Here is a 15,573-nt window from a genome sequence, read left to right as displayed (position 1 = left end):
AATAGAGGTGAAATTATGGGTAACTTTAATGTCGCTTATAGTGCTGGTGGTAACTTAGATAGAATAAAAAAAGTTGGAAATATAGAAGAAATAAATAATATAGAGAGTATAGATAAGATAGATAGTTTATCTGAAATAGAAAACATAGAGATTCTTAAAAATATTGAAAACTTAGAGCAAGTGAAAAATGTAGAAAAGCTTGAGTCTGTTTCTAATATAGATAACCTCAATGAAGTTAATATAGTCAATGAAATAAAAGAGATAGGAAGTATAAGAGGGTTTGCATCAAAAACACAGCCATATAATTATATGAGATTGCTAGAAGTTCCAGCACTTAGAGGAGTATTTGAAGAAGAGATAGTTTTACCTCCATCTGAAGTTGAGATTCTTGCTATATCTGTTACATGTAGTGGATATGGAGAAAATGACCACTATAATTTATATTTTAATGGACAATTGTGGTTTAAGGATTGGTACTTGGGGGAAGTAAAAGAAGGTCTTTTCTTAGGTTCATCTACATATGTATATGCAGCACCTCCAGATTCAAGAGTAGTTTTAAAATTTCATAATGATAGTGGTACTTCTAAGAAATTATGGTTTGGTATAAGAATGTTAAAAGACCCAGAACCAATTTAAAGATAGAAAGGAAAATTAAATATGTTAAGTAATGAAATAAAAGATTTTGTCTTCCATGAGTTTAAAACAGATGCAGATAGTTTTGTAAAAGATTTAGCAAATGTTTTAGCTTTAGGGAATTATACTAAAGAAGTAAAAGATATATCTGGAAATTTAATGAGAAAATCTTTGCCTTCAAAAGAGGATTGTTGGAATATAGTGTATCCAAATCCAAACTTTAAACTTATAAAAGATAGAGAAGTTTCTTCTTTTGATGAGATAAATGCAGGCGAATATGAAATAATAACTAAGGACCAAATTTCTAAAATAACTGATTCTGTTGTTGTAAGAGCTGTTACGAGACCATCTGATAGAATTACTCAGCAAACAACGAAAGTTGGTTCTGATGAAATTTCAAAATATGGGCTTCTGGATAATGATATAGAAGAAAATACAGTTATGTATCTGGAAGTGTACTTTCCAAAATATTTATGTGATACAGAATTGGATGACCCCACTCAACAACGAGATGGAAAAACTGTACCAAAAGTTGTAAATCTAAAAACTGGTGTAAAAGATGCACAAGCTAGAAACTATCACAACTGCTATATGAGAATTTTTGATAATCCAAATAAGGATTATTCTGGACCAGCAGAAAATGTTATAGATATGGTAACTGGTGATATATCTGAATTTAATTCTGCTTCATCTGAATGGTGTAAACTATCTTGGTTTACAGATTTTGATGAAAAATTTAAATCAGAACTTGGTATAACTGGTTCAGATGCTCTTTTAAGAATACCTATTACATCTTCTTTAAATAATAAAACTAAAATAAGAGTACTTGCTAATATACATCCAAATAGAGTACTTATAAATGTGACAGGTAATCCAAATGTAGATTATGAGGACAATAGATATTTGGTTGGTCAAGCATATATAGGTTCTATTGACAGTTTTGATTTTGCTAAAAAGGACATAGCTGGAAATTTTGGTATATTTACAACTTCTTCATCTGTACCTTCTATACCAAAGTTTAATATCAAATATAGTGAGCCTTTTAATGGAGTTAATATACTTGGAACTGATGGTGGCAAAACATCAGGAAAGAGTGTTATATCAAATGCAGGGTCTAAGTCAGCATGGGTAAATATAGGTACATTCCCTTGGTTAAATAATTCACTACTTAGTACTAGACCAGTAGATACTGTAATAAAATATACCTATAATAGGAGAGATGTACCAAGAGATTTTGAAGCAAATATTGCAGGTGGTAAAACGACTATATATGAACCTAGTTTACAAATTACAATAGGTGCTTCTGTAAACAATGAATTTGTATCTGAGTTTGGATTAATGAATCCAAACGTAAAATATTATAACGGATATGGAACATATTGTATTACAACTAATGCAAGAACATCTATATCAAGGGAAAGAGTTACTTTTCCATCTGAATTGCCAATAACTATAGATAAACCAATAGTAAAAGATATGACAGTAGAAGTTCAGGTAACTTATAATGAACAAGACCTATACAACTATATTAGAAGATATGTAGCACAAAATGATGGAAAAGGTCTTTTAAATGACTTAAGCTACTATATCTATGGTTCACAAGATGGAATGGTTGAAAGACCAATTTATTTTTATCTAGGTTTTGATGAAGTAGAAGAAAGAACTACCCAAGAAGGTGGTTCAAATAGAGATAAGTATGGAAATCTCATAGATATAAAATACCATCAAACTTATGGTGTACATACAGCAAATGGAACAACAGATTTTGCAATGTATAAAACAGACTCTGCTGACTATTTCCAAAGTCACTATTTTATGTTCTCATCAACAGAGCAATTCATGAAAAAACATATGTATGGTAAATCAGTTTATACAAACGAATACTTTGCAGATAGAATAAAAATTGTGCATAGTGCAGAAGGTGTTCGCGGAGCTTTATCAGGTATGATAGTGATAGATGCTGAATCACTTTTCCCATTTGATGAATTAATAGTAAATAAAACTTTTGAGAAGTACGAAGATAAACCAGAAGAAACATACATATACCTTCCACTAACTACTCCTTATACTCCTTTTGCAAATTCTCCAAATGAAAGATACGGTGTGGGAATATTAAAAGAACTTAAATACAATGAAAGTAATGATGATTCTAAGTGTGAAGCTGCATTAAGAGAAATACAAGATATGTATAAAGATATTTATTCTTGTACAAATAATGAAGAATCAGTTTATTTTGCTGATAAAACGAATAATGGATTAGAGATAACATGGGATTCTTCTGATACGAATATAGTGAGTTTTTCTAAAGGAGCAGATGTTGAAGAACCTACAATAGAATTAAAAATAACTCCTGAAAATCCAACTTTAGCAGTTGGAGAAAAAAAATCTCTTTCTTTACTTGAAGGAGAAGAAATAGTAGTAGATGATAAAGTAGTTTGGACTTCATCAAATGAAAGTATAGTTACTGTTTCTCAAAAGGGAGAATTAGCAGGGATAAAAATAGGTGGAGCCGTTATAACTGTTAGATATAAAAGTAGAAAAGTTCAAACTGAAGTAAATGTAAATTCTACAGATGAATTGGACGAATCAGATTCACAAGAAGAACCTGTTATATAAAATATGATGAGAAATAGAAAGGATGAATATTAATGTTAGGTATAATTAATAGACCAGATTTCTATGAAGGAGATAAGGAAATCTATTTATCTGCTAATGTAAAATCTGGAGAAGTCTCTAAAACTAAAAAATTTAAGGTGCTTGTAAAAGCATCGAAGCGAACTGATTTACAAAGTGTTCTAGAGGATATAGGAAACATATCTATACCAAATATAGTTACAGAAAATCTGACATTTATACAAAAAGGTAGTTGTGGTTCAACTATAGTATGGTCGTCTTCTAGCCCAAATATAATAGGTCAATCAGGAAAAGTAACAAGACCCGTATTTGGTGAACAAGATGCAAAAGTTACTATAAACGTCATTGTGTCAAAGGGAAGTGTAAGTAGAAGTAAAGACTTTAAAGTTACAGTACCAGCATGGACCCAAGAAGGTGAAGTTGAATCTGCAGCCAATGCAATAACTTGGGAACTTATTAGAAATAAAAATACTGATATAAATAAGGTTACAACTGACTTAATACTTCCAACTACAATAGGAAATGAAATAGCGATAACATGGACTACAAGCAATTCTACTTGTTTGAGTGATAAGGGAGTAGTTACTAGACCTGCATATAAAGATGGTGATAGTATTGTATCTGTTACAGCAACACTTACTAAAGGCGAACTTACATCTACAAAAACTATAACTAATATTAGAATACTTAAACAAGAACCTACTAATCAAGAAAAAGTAGATGATTTTGTAAAAACTTTTGACTTTGCTTCATATATTGCACCAAATAAATCATTAACAGAACTTAGTGATAACTTTACATTGCCTGCTAAAGTTGAAAATATGTTATTGACTTTTTCGGCACTTGATAATGAAGGTGAAGATTTAACATCAGCAAATATAAAATTAGAGCTTGATAGTCAGTCTCTTTCTTATAAAGCCACAATAGTGAGACCTAGTTCTAGCACTGGTGACTTCAGTTTTAATTTAAAAATTGAAGCTAAAATCACTGTTTTATCAGGAGAAGAAACTTCAGAAGAAGTTAAGGCTTCTAAGATATATTCAGCTAAGATATTAGCTATAATTGAAGAATAGATGATTGCAACTTTTAAGTTTAGCACTGGCGTTTTCGTCAGTGCTAATTTTAAATATAATCTTTCTGGTGATGAAAATGCTATAGGTTTATTTTATAAGGTAGAATGTGAACATACAAAAAGTAGTATAGATAATACTTTGTTGATGTTAAAGAATGACGGAAAGTCAATGTGTATTAGTAAAAAACAGAAAACTTTTATAAAAAGTAAGAAGTCTTTACGACAACCATCAGTTGTTAGTATCTATATAAATAAAATATATGAAAAGCTATATGATAGAAATATTAGTGAATATATAAGTAGCTATAAAGATTGTAAGAGGTTTAGAAATTCTAATAATACATTAAAGTATCTAAGTAGAGAAGATCAATATTTAGATAAATCAATTATAGAGCATATGATATTTGTAGAATATAAAAACACTAGAGATAAAATACAAATAAATAAAGATTATAATACGCTTCAGACTAATCAAAATACCTTATTTTTCCAAGATAATACAGCTGAAGTAAGCAATGTTGATAAATATCTAAAAAATTATGACTATGGAGATATGATAGATACACCAAGTAAACAAGTTTTTGGAGATACTATAGCTATAAACATAAGTGACACGGAAAATGATACATATATATTTGATTTTGAAAAAAATGTAAGAGATTTAGATAAAAAAGTAAATGTAAATGATTTTATAAACGTTGAGAGTTCAATAAATAATAAAATATTTGTAGAAAAGCCTAAATTAGTTGAAGGCTATATTAAGAACTTATCCATAGATTTACAAAATCTTATAAAGGATGGAGATTTGAGAAAGATTTCTGTGGAAGAAAATAAAACGTCTACATCAAATTCTTCAGCTAATGCATATATTAATTTGCCTTATTTTATTGATATAACAAACGTACCAGAGGTTTTAATAAATGATAACATAAAACTACGAAATAGTTTTAATAATAAAATACTTATAGAAGATAAAAAATATTTATCAAAGGGATATTCAGGTAAAATACAAACATTTTTAGAATCTAAATATAATTTATATAAAGGTGAAGATTATATGGAGCCATATTATTTACTAGATAGTATTGAAAAAAATATAGATGGTAGTCTTCATATTATAGATAATATTAAAAATTTTACACATGAAGGTTCAAATATTCAAATATATGAGATACTTGATAGTTATGATTTTGTAAAGGGGAAACCTACATTTAACTTATATAATTTAGATGTAAGTATAGGAATGTCTGACAACCGAAAAATTTATATTTCTAGTATAGACTTATTTTCAAAATACTACAACCCAAAGTTTGATTTTAAAAATGATGAATATAACTTATTAATGTCAAAGTCTAATAATAAGGAAACCTCTATAACTGAACATAAGTTATCTGGAGAATATAATGAGGGTAATTTATCTACTATTGACCTAACTATATATCCAGATTATCTTTTAAAGCCGTCATTATATGTATCTGAAAACTATGTATATAAACTATTAGAAAGTGGCAAATATAGACTCTTAATAAATAAAGAATTTGAAAAAGGAACAATACAAAAAAATGACTTTAAAATAGATTATGATTATAATCTGATAAATTTTTATAAAGAGGGGAATTTGTTAAATGTTTTAGGTCATATAGATGAGCTATATAAATACAATAGTAATCTTTATAATATGTATCAAATTCAATTTGGAATAATAAAAAAAATCAAGGGTGTATCATCTAATGAATCGCCAATTGAATTAAAACTTTCAAAGTTACCTACATATAAAAATGATGATGGTTATTTTGGAGTTGCGACAGAATATTTTCCTGAATTCGTAGTAATAGACGGAAGTGAAGACGAATTGATTCTTCCCAAAAATGGTTTTGATTATAACATATATAAAGATACGATATTTGGTGATAACCTCATAATAATAGATAAGGACAAGTATGTAAAAAAATACACACAGGCAGGAAATCAAATAATTGAATTGCCTATAGAAAATCCAGTTGATTATTTTGCAAATATAGCAATAGATGTTATAAATATTGATGTTTCTGTTATGAAGTATGTTCTTGATACACTATACAATCAATGGAGGCATAATATTTACAGATATGCTGGGATAGAACCTGAAAAAGCCATAAAAGATTTATTAGATTCAACAATGAAATATATAGGTGAAAAATACTATTGGGATAGATGCAAAATACCACATCTTGAAAGAACCTTAAAACTTTTCCTATGGTATTCAGAAATGAGTATATTGTGCAATTCAGAGTATGAAGTTGTATATATAAGAGAAGATTGTGAGATTGATTATTCTAATAAAACATTAGGAAATTTAGAAAAAAATATATTATATATTGATAACTTAGAATTGACAGATGACTTTGTTTTATCAAGTAAAGAAAAAGGTGTAAATTCCAAGTTAAAATTTAAAGTTAATCAAGAATTTGATTTACAGCTAAAATTTAAAGCCTATATGGAAAATAGTGGTGTGCTAGAGATACATATAGGGGAAGATATTTATACATTTTTAGGAGATGAAAAACCATCTCATAATATAGATTTAAAAATTCCAAAAGAAGTTAAGGAAGTAGAAATTTTGTTTTTTTATGATAATGAGGAATCTTTTATAGATATAGCAGTTTTTAAAATAAAAGATATGTTCAATAAATCCGTTAATATAAAGTATCTTGGAAAGCTTGGTAAAACAAACAAAACTGTAGAGTATTTGATAGATATGCTAACCATTGCAGGTGAGTCGATAGAAGATACACAAGTTAAATTAGGAATTCAAAATTCAGTACAAGTTGCATATGCACTTGATACATTTAAGGATTACATGTTTAAGCATCATGATAATAAAGAAAAAGGGAAGCGAAGGGTAATTAAGAAATAACAAATAAAAATTACTAAATAACTATCAAAATAAAGGAAGGGAAGAAATCTTATGGTAAATTATCAAATTCAATATAAAGAAAAAGTAAATCAAAATGAATTATCTGGACCACCAAATGAAGCAAATGAATTTTGGAGGGTGGTATGTGACATGCCAACTTTACAATCAGCAATAGCAACTACTAAATCACTAGTGAAAAAATACGGGTATGAAAATTTTCAGATATGTAAAGTAACTAGTATAAGGGTTGAAGTTCATGCAGAGTAAAAAAAAATTGAATAAAATATCTACAGGACATATATTTAGTGAGGAATTTAATGGTACAATGAATCCTCTATGGGATATATTTCCAAGTGACAACAATAGAATCACCTTTACAGGTGATTCTATTAAAATACTTGAAAATACTGATAAAACAGAATTATTGATACCATCTCCAAAAGATTCTGGATACGTATTTCAAACACATATAAGATATGAACCAAAAGAATCTAATAATGGTGGATGTATAGTTAAGTCTATTACTGAAAATTACATAGAATGTGAATTATCAGCAGAAATCGAACCAATATATTATTCATATTTAAAAGTAATGTATTCTGATAACTTTGTATTAAATCTTAGAGCATCAAAAGATGGATTAAATTGGGAAGATTTTGGAAGTACAAAATTACTTGATTCTAATTCTATAGGATATTATCTAAATGACAATAAAAATGCATTAGAAATATTTAATTGCGAAATGTATAAGAGTAATTTTATAACTATTATAGGAATTGACAAAACACAAAGTATTAAAATATATGATGAAAATAATAAAGAAATAGTTACAAATGTAGATATGAAATATACTGAAGATTCTGTTGTTATTGATTTATCATCAAAACTTTTTCCAATAAATAATGTAAGGATAGAAGTTGAAAGTGGAGGTAGATTATCTGACACTATAACTATAGACAAGTTATACGGTGGAGATGTGTATTCATTTGAACCAGAAATTAGGTTTATTGTCAATGAAGCTAATATGGATAATGGTGATTTTGATTTAGGGCTAGTACAAGGTAAAGAGAGAGTTTATGAGTTACAGGTAGTAAATGAAGGTAATTTTACTAAAACTGGAATTTTAAAAATAGTTGGAGTTTCTAGTTATGATAAGGGCGATAGTATGGCTTATTTGATGCCATATGGGGATTCAAGTGGAAGCTCTGAATTGTCTAAAGAGCTAGAGATTAGTTTATTGTCTGGAACTACAACTAAGTTTCTAATTAAGATAATAAAGGATTCTAGTTGTATAACAATTGATGACAAATATAGTTTTAATATTATATTCATGTAAGGTGGTAGGTGAGATGGGTGTAAGAATAAAAAGATATGGAAAAACAGAATATTTAAATGACCATAATCAATTAAAGAATACGGATATAGAAAATCAACATCCAATAAAAGCTATTACTGGATTGAATAAAAAATTAGATAATATAGAGAACAATATAAGTATTAATATAGATAATATAAGAAGTAACAGAAATGATATAGATATTATTAATAAGATGATAGAAAATGGAGAAATCGGTAGTGGAGGTTCTGGTGGTGGAGCTGATATAACTCCACTAGTTGAAAGAGTAAAAGTATTAGAACAAAATGTAGTTATATTAAATAATAATAATTTAGAATTAAAAGAGTTCGTGGTTAATGTATTGAATGAAGTAAATCGATTAGAAGATGAGCTTATAAAAACAAAACTTATTGTAGATGAGTATCATAAAAATACCAATTTGAATAAAAATAGTTTTACTGATGCTTTGATAAATGATGACTATATACAAAATCTAATTGGTTGTAAGATTGATATAAATAATGACAATGTAAGGTAAAGTGAGGTGATAATATGCAAGGAATTGATAAATACACTTTAGTGTACTTAAAAGCAGAAGATTTCACTGACAGCAGTTTTAATAATATAGAGATAACTTCTGGAGGTGCTCAAATTATAGATGATGGTTGTTTTGGAAAATGTTTTAACTTCACAAATGTAAATCAACGATTGAGAGTTCCAGATGGTTCATATAAATTAAATGATGAATGGACTATAGATTTTAGATTATATATGAATTCACTGAGTACTCCTACGACCTTTGATATTCTAGGTAAAGGATACTATCAAGGTGGAGTTAATAATGGATTTGTTATTAGAATAGAAAATAATGGTTTAATTAGTATTATGTTAACCAATAACTCAACAGTAAGAAAACGATTAAATACTTCAACTCAAGCTATAAAGGTTAATACTTGGCAACATGTATGTTTTATGTACAAAAATTATAATTTAAGCATTTATATTGATGGAAAATTCGCATGTTCTTTTATTGATTATGAAACAGATATAAATGGTACAGGTAGAGATTTAATCTTAGGTGGAGGATGGGAAACTGATTTCACTAGGTATTCAAACCATAGAATAAATGAATTTAGAATTTCTAATGTAGCAAGATGGACAGAAGATTTTAAATTACCAACAGAACCGTATGATTATTCTCCTAATATTGAGGTAGTGGAGCAAACCGAACATCATATAAGTTTTAATGTATTATCAAATACAACTACTATAAATAAAGTTAAAATTTATATAAACAATGAATTAGAAAAAGAGTATATTGATATTTTTGAAAATTTAATATTTGATATTATATATGATGAAAAATATCTAATTGGAGAAAATGAAATAAAATTTGTTATTGAATACAATGATACTAAAAGTGTAGAAGAAAAAGTATATCATCACAGACAAGGGATTGATGAAAATACAGTATTCTTTTTAAATGGAACAGAAGTAGTTGATAGTAGTTATAATCCAAAAGTTATAAATAACAATGGAGTGACAATGTCTGATGGTGGTAAATTTGATAAATTCTATAATATGAAATCTGGATATTTACAAATACAAAATTTTAATCCTCATTTTAGAAATTTTTCAATAGAGTTTTATTTGAAGTTTAATGATAATAGTACACAAGATATATTATTTGATACTAGAGTTTCTTCTTTTAACAAAGGATATTTAATTTATACAGAATCTAAAAAATTAACATTCTACCTTAGTTCCTCTTCATATTCTTCTATAGATTATTCAAACTTCGATAAAAGTGTTTACCATCATTTCGCTTTTGAAATTAAAGACTACAAATATATAAAGATTTATCATAATGGTATACTTAAAAAAATAGATACTTTATCTGAGATACCACAAGAACATGCAAGCAACAACATATATATGTCAAAAAGATGTGATGGAGGTAATTATCGTTTTACTAATGAATTAAGCATGTTTAGAATTTCTAAAGTGAATATATACAATGAAAATTTTACACCAACAAATATTCTATATTGTTACGAACCTATATTGAAGGCAAACCAAGCATCTGAAAATCAATTAATATTATCAATAAATGATAAATCGAATGTAATGAATAAGCTTGAAATTTTTGTAAATGGAACATTAAAAGAAACTATAGTAGATAATTTCAATAACATTTCTTTCAATTTATTGTTAAACGATTATAATGATGGTTTTAATGAATTTGAGTTATTAATGACATTTAACAATATTAAGCGTATTATAAAAAGATTTAAAATTTATAAAGATAAAGAAAGTCTAATACTTACAAGTAAATATTTTGAGGTAAAGAAGATTTTATTTGATAAAACATATACTCACTTTAAACCTTTATTTTTAAGTAATGGTAGTGTTAATGTTTTATATTCAACAAATGATAATGAATTTACATACTGTGATATTAATAGTTTTACACAAATAAATTCAAATAACATAAGATTAATGTTTTTAATGGATTCAGATGCTGTAATTGAAGCTTATAAAATTTATCTAAAGGATTGTATTGATACAACTAACATTAACTTTAATGAAGTTTTGCCTCCACCAAATAATATAGATAAATTTCCAGTAACTGGTGGTGGAGGGCTTAGTAAAGAATTATTTGATGTTATAAAGCGTAATTTTGATATTTTAAACAATAAAATAATAGAAGAACAAAAATATATAAAATATATAAATGATAGAATTATTTCAGTAGAAGATAAAGTGTATGATATTGAATTTGATGTAGATGAGTATCATAAGAATTCTGATTTAAAATGTAATCGATTAACTGACACTCTTATTGATGATAGGTATATAAAACAATTAATAGATTGTAAATTATATGTTGATAGTGACAATGTCAAATAAAAAAGAAGGTGGATAAATGGCTACAGTTGGCGAATCATTGCTACAACCAGAAGAAGGATGGAAAAGAATTGATAATATTAACAATAGTTTTAAATATATAGGATTATGGAAAAAAGACACAAATACAGGTCTTTATAATAACACAGGAATGTTCATACCAGAAAATGCTACTGTAGAAGAAGTAAATTCAAGTTATATCAAATTTGCTTTTTATGGCTCAAAAATAAGAATTTTTCATTCTAGATATCCCAGTCATTCCTCTAATATAAAATGTACTATAGATGATATTAAATATGAAATTTATTCTATTCATGGAGAAACTATAAGGCAATATCTTGCTTTTGAAAAAATAAATTTAGAAAAGAAAACTCATATAGTAAGGATTGAAAGCAATGATAGTGTTAGGTTTGATTTTGATTGTATAGATATAGATGTAGATGGATACATGGTGGAACAAATTGAAACCAAACTAACGAAAAAATCTACATTAGAATCTATGGAAATAGGAGATATAATTCCTTGCAGATATACAGCTCCTATTCCTGGAAAGGTAGGATATTTTTCAGAACTTGGAATTTGTAATTGTGAAGGAATAGATGTAGATACTTCATCAGATACACCAGATGGAAAGTTTTATTTTATAAAGGTTGATGGTAATAAGTTTATCGCTGATAGAAATATTCAATCATCTATTTCATGGAATGAATTAAATAAAAGTAAATTAACTTGTAAAATGTTTTCTCCAAATGCTTTAGTATTTAATGGATTTAATGGAAGTTTATCGTATGTAAGTATACCTATATCAAAAATTAAAACAATTAATGAAATAGCAATAAAGATAAAAGTATATAAAGAAGACTGGACAGTAGGAACAGAAGATAGATTTTTTAGCTGTACAGAAGGTGGAGGTTATGCATTTTGTTATGTACCAAAAGATAGATACCTTAGACTAGAGATTGCTACAAATTCTTCAGATTATTCAACTTTATATTTTATTACTGGATTTAATATTGATTTATCTAATAATGGATGGAAAACTTTTTACATATCATATAATGGAGAATCAGTTAAAATATATGATGGAGCAATTTTAAAATTGGATAAAAACCTAAACGGAGCTATTATATATGGAAGTACAGATCATCTTGTATTAGGTAGTGAACCAGGAAGAGGGGTTTCTGTAGACGAAGGTTATCGATTAAATGCAAAAATATCAGAGTTTGCAATATGGGATAAAGCAATAGACCCAGTAACTATAGAAGAAAATCTAACTGGTAATGAAGAAAACCTAATTTGCCTATTTAAATCTAATTATGCAATTGGAGACAAGCTTTATGATTTATCACCAACTAAAAATAACGCAACTATTAGTAATTGTGTAAAAGAATATGATTATATTAATGACTATTATTATACTATTCCAAATGGAGGTATAGCGTATAATGATGATATAACTGTGTCTTTTCCAAAGACAGCTTTAAAATCAAATGAAGATGATGACTATATTTTAGAACAAAGTTCAACATACAGTACAGGATTTCTTGCGTATTTAGCTTTCAACAAAACAAACATAGATTCTGATGACTGTTGGCATAGTAATTCTGAAGATAATCCATATATTAAAGTATCATCAAAAAAAGGTAAAATACAAGCTTCTGGCTTTAGGTTAACTAACAGAGATTGCCCTCGTTCTATTCAACCTCCATCTACTTGTACTGTATATGGGAGTAACGATAATGAAACTTTTGTAAAAATATATGAAGCATTAAATTTACCTTCAGATAACAAAGCTACCTCTTATCATTACTTTAATTCAAAAGTTGAATATTTAAGTTATAGATTTAGTTTTAAACCTGTAGGGTTATATGTGGCTATAGGTGAATTAGAAATGTTCAAAGAATACGAATATAAAAATACATCTTTAAGTTTAATTAATAAAAATAAAGGTGGTTGGCCAATAGAAAATGATTGGGACAAATACATAAGAAATAGTGATTTAAAAGAAAAGATAATAGCAGGTGATAATGACATATGGAACTATCACGATATAGCTTCTTTATGTAAAGAGAAAGTTATTACAGGATTAAAAGATATTAACAATGAAAATATAGAACCCGCAAATGGAAATATATTAATACCAGTTCGTGGTAAAATTGAAGATATTGATGATTTGTCAGCAAAAAGATTTAATATATGTTTATCTTCATCTGTTGCTAAAAATACAGGATTTAGACCTACGTTAATTACAGAGGTAGGTGGAAAAAATGGCTAATATAGGAAGTACTTTACCACAACCAGAGCAAGGATGGAAAAGGTATGACAATACAGATAGCAGAATAAAATATATAAATAAGTGGACTATGTATAATGATACTACAACTGCTTATAACAATACAGGATGTATTACAAATTATAGACATGGTGAAAATGGTATATTAGAATTTAGATTTACTGGTCCAAAGATAAGATTAATAGTTCCTGGGTCTGATGCTTCTCATACTAATAAATGTACTGTAGAAATAGATGGAGAGAAGTTTATAGCTAGTCAATGTACACCAAGTCTTGTGCATCCTAATTACATTTATCAAATGTTATTTTTTGAAAAATTTGATTTAACTGATAGTATTCATACAGTTAAATTATATATAGAACCTGGAACTCCACCACCTCCAAGTGCTCCTTATGGAGATAACTACTTAAGCTTAGATTCAATTGATATTGATACAAATGGACAATTACTACATTACAAATTAGAAGAAAATAAAATAATTAATGATATTCAAATTGGAGAATATATATCTTGTGATTATATTTATGATAATGGATTTTCAAATTTTGGCGATGGAAAAACATTAACTTTTATTTGTGTTAAAAATAATTTCAATCAACATATCTTAATTTCTGACATAGTAATACCAAACTTGAGCTTTGATGAAATAAATGACAAAGGTTTTATTTATGGAAAAAAATTGGATAATCATCCATATAAAGGTTACTCATGTATTATAAAATCAATCACAGATAGTCCATATAATGACAGTTACTTACATTCAGAGTATGATAAATTCATTTTAAATAGTAGTTTGAATAATTTAATTACTTCTGGAGATAAAGATATATGGCATCATAATTTGTCATCTATAACTGACACCTTTTCTGCTTCAGACAATATGAAAGTAACAGTTAGAGGAGGTATAAGCTCAAATTCATATAATGTGGTAAATACATCTACTAAAAGTGACACAATTGGATTTAGACCAGTTTTAATTATGAATAATATATATTTATATCCAGAGTTTAATATTGATTATACTTTTGGAGAATGGAATGGGATTATAAGTATAACAAATATATTATTAGATAAAACAATAGAAGTATCAAAAATAAAAGTGAAAATAACAAATAAAAATAATACAGAGATATTATATACAGATTTATTAAGTGTAAATGAAGGTAATTTAAATTTAAATATAAGCAATGTTGGCTTGCTAAATGGACTGAATATACTAGAAATCATTATAGAAGATGAAAATGGATATGTTTCAAATCCTAAGACTATAAAAGTCTTTAAACACAATAAAGGTCTTATTCAATATTATAAAATAATTTTAACTGATAATATATCATTTGATAAATCATATAAAAATATGAAAGTTAAATTGAAATCTACAGGTTCAATTATTGGAATTTATACTATAGATAATATTAATTACAACGTTTTTGACATAAATTCTATTTTTAACATAAATTCTAATAATATTAATTTGTTACTATTAATGGACAAAGATACTATTTTAAATGCATATAAACTAATTTGTGAAGACATTGAAACCATTAATTTTGATAATATTGAATTAAAGCCACTACCTCCATATGATGAAGGAAATTCTGGCTCGATAGATAAAGAAGAGGTAGTAAAAATAATAAACGAAACTGTCAATTCAAAACTCGATTTAATAAATAAAAATCTAAATATATCTAATTTAAAAATTCAACTAAAATATGATAAAGAATTAAATCTTTCAGCTAACTATACATCTAATTATTATATAGATGCCAAGCTTGATACAGTAGAAAGAGAAGGTGAATAGT

At 27.0% G+C, this 15,573-nt stretch carries 10 protein-coding genes; all 10 read left to right on the top strand.

The annotated features are described in order from the left end of the window. Positions 1-15: 15 nt before the first annotated feature. From JJC02_11045 to JJC02_11000, 10 genes are read left to right on the top strand one after another with little or no spacing between them, the layout of a single operon-like run. Positions 16-636, top strand: a complete 621-nt coding sequence (locus tag JJC02_11045; protein ID UDN53442.1) for a hypothetical protein — start codon at positions 16-18, stop codon at positions 634-636. 21 nt (positions 637-657) lie between these two features. After that, positions 658-3,249, top strand: a complete 2,592-nt coding sequence (locus JJC02_11040) for an Ig-like domain-containing protein (protein UDN53441.1) — start codon at positions 658-660, stop codon at positions 3,247-3,249. A gap of 32 nt (positions 3,250-3,281) precedes the next feature. After that, on the top strand, positions 3,282-4,340 hold the full coding sequence (locus JJC02_11035) for a hypothetical protein (GenBank protein UDN53440.1): 1,059 nt from the start codon (positions 3,282-3,284) through the stop codon (positions 4,338-4,340). Next, entirely contained in the window at positions 4,341-7,235 is a 2,895-nt protein-coding gene (locus JJC02_11030) for a hypothetical protein (GenBank protein ID UDN53439.1), read from the top strand. Between the two features lie 51 nt (positions 7,236-7,286). Further along, positions 7,287-7,502, top strand: a complete 216-nt coding sequence (locus tag JJC02_11025) for a hypothetical protein (GenBank protein UDN53438.1) — start codon at positions 7,287-7,289, stop codon at positions 7,500-7,502. Next, positions 7,492-8,571, top strand: coding sequence for a hypothetical protein (locus JJC02_11020; GenBank protein UDN53437.1), 1,080 nt, complete (start codon positions 7,492-7,494; stop codon positions 8,569-8,571). The genes JJC02_11025 and JJC02_11020 overlap by 11 nt, the downstream gene beginning before the upstream one ends. A 13-nt stretch (positions 8,572-8,584) precedes the next feature. Next, positions 8,585-9,109, top strand: coding sequence for a hypothetical protein (locus JJC02_11015; protein UDN53436.1), 525 nt, complete (start codon positions 8,585-8,587; stop codon positions 9,107-9,109). Between the two features lie 14 nt (positions 9,110-9,123). After that, positions 9,124-11,481: a laminin G domain-containing protein gene (locus JJC02_11010; GenBank protein UDN53435.1), complete on the top strand. Its 2,358-nt coding sequence runs from the start codon at positions 9,124-9,126 to the stop codon at positions 11,479-11,481. 16 nt (positions 11,482-11,497) lie between these two features. After that, positions 11,498-13,753 carry a hypothetical protein gene (locus tag JJC02_11005; protein UDN53434.1) on the top strand — a complete coding sequence of 752 codons (2,256 nt, stop codon included), beginning with the start codon at positions 11,498-11,500 and terminating at the stop codon, positions 13,751-13,753. Beyond that, entirely contained in the window at positions 13,746-15,572 is a 1,827-nt protein-coding gene (locus tag JJC02_11000; protein UDN53433.1) for a hypothetical protein, read from the top strand. Before JJC02_11005 ends, JJC02_11000 begins: the two co-directional genes overlap by 8 nt. Position 15,573: the final 1 nt, after the last annotated feature.

The sequence above is a fragment of the Clostridioides sp. ES-S-0054-01 genome (assembly GCA_021561035.1).
GTDB lineage: Bacteria > Bacillota > Clostridia > Peptostreptococcales > Peptostreptococcaceae > Clostridioides.
The sequence above is the reverse complement of the archived record's forward strand: the minus strand, read 5'-3'. Positions and strand labels throughout refer to the sequence as shown.

What these genes read in the sequence shown, in the direction of transcription:
- JJC02_11045 (UDN53442.1), top strand. Translation starts at nt 16, where the DNA reads ATGGGTAACTTTAATGTCGCTTATAGTGCTGGTGGTAACTTAGATAGA.
- JJC02_11040 (UDN53441.1), top strand. Translation starts at nt 658, where the DNA reads ATGTTAAGTAATGAAATAAAAGATTTTGTCTTCCATGAGTTTAAAACA.
- JJC02_11035 (UDN53440.1), top strand. Translation starts at nt 3,282, where the DNA reads ATGTTAGGTATAATTAATAGACCAGATTTCTATGAAGGAGATAAGGAA.
- JJC02_11030 (UDN53439.1), top strand. Translation starts at nt 4,341, where the DNA reads ATGATTGCAACTTTTAAGTTTAGCACTGGCGTTTTCGTCAGTGCTAAT.
- JJC02_11025 (UDN53438.1), top strand. Translation starts at nt 7,287, where the DNA reads ATGGTAAATTATCAAATTCAATATAAAGAAAAAGTAAATCAAAATGAA.
- JJC02_11020 (UDN53437.1), top strand. Translation starts at nt 7,492, where the DNA reads ATGCAGAGTAAAAAAAAATTGAATAAAATATCTACAGGACATATATTT.
- JJC02_11015 (UDN53436.1), top strand. Translation starts at nt 8,585, where the DNA reads ATGGGTGTAAGAATAAAAAGATATGGAAAAACAGAATATTTAAATGAC.
- JJC02_11010 (UDN53435.1), top strand. Translation starts at nt 9,124, where the DNA reads ATGCAAGGAATTGATAAATACACTTTAGTGTACTTAAAAGCAGAAGAT.
- JJC02_11005 (UDN53434.1), top strand. Translation starts at nt 11,498, where the DNA reads ATGGCTACAGTTGGCGAATCATTGCTACAACCAGAAGAAGGATGGAAA.
- JJC02_11000 (UDN53433.1), top strand. Translation starts at nt 13,746, where the DNA reads ATGGCTAATATAGGAAGTACTTTACCACAACCAGAGCAAGGATGGAAA.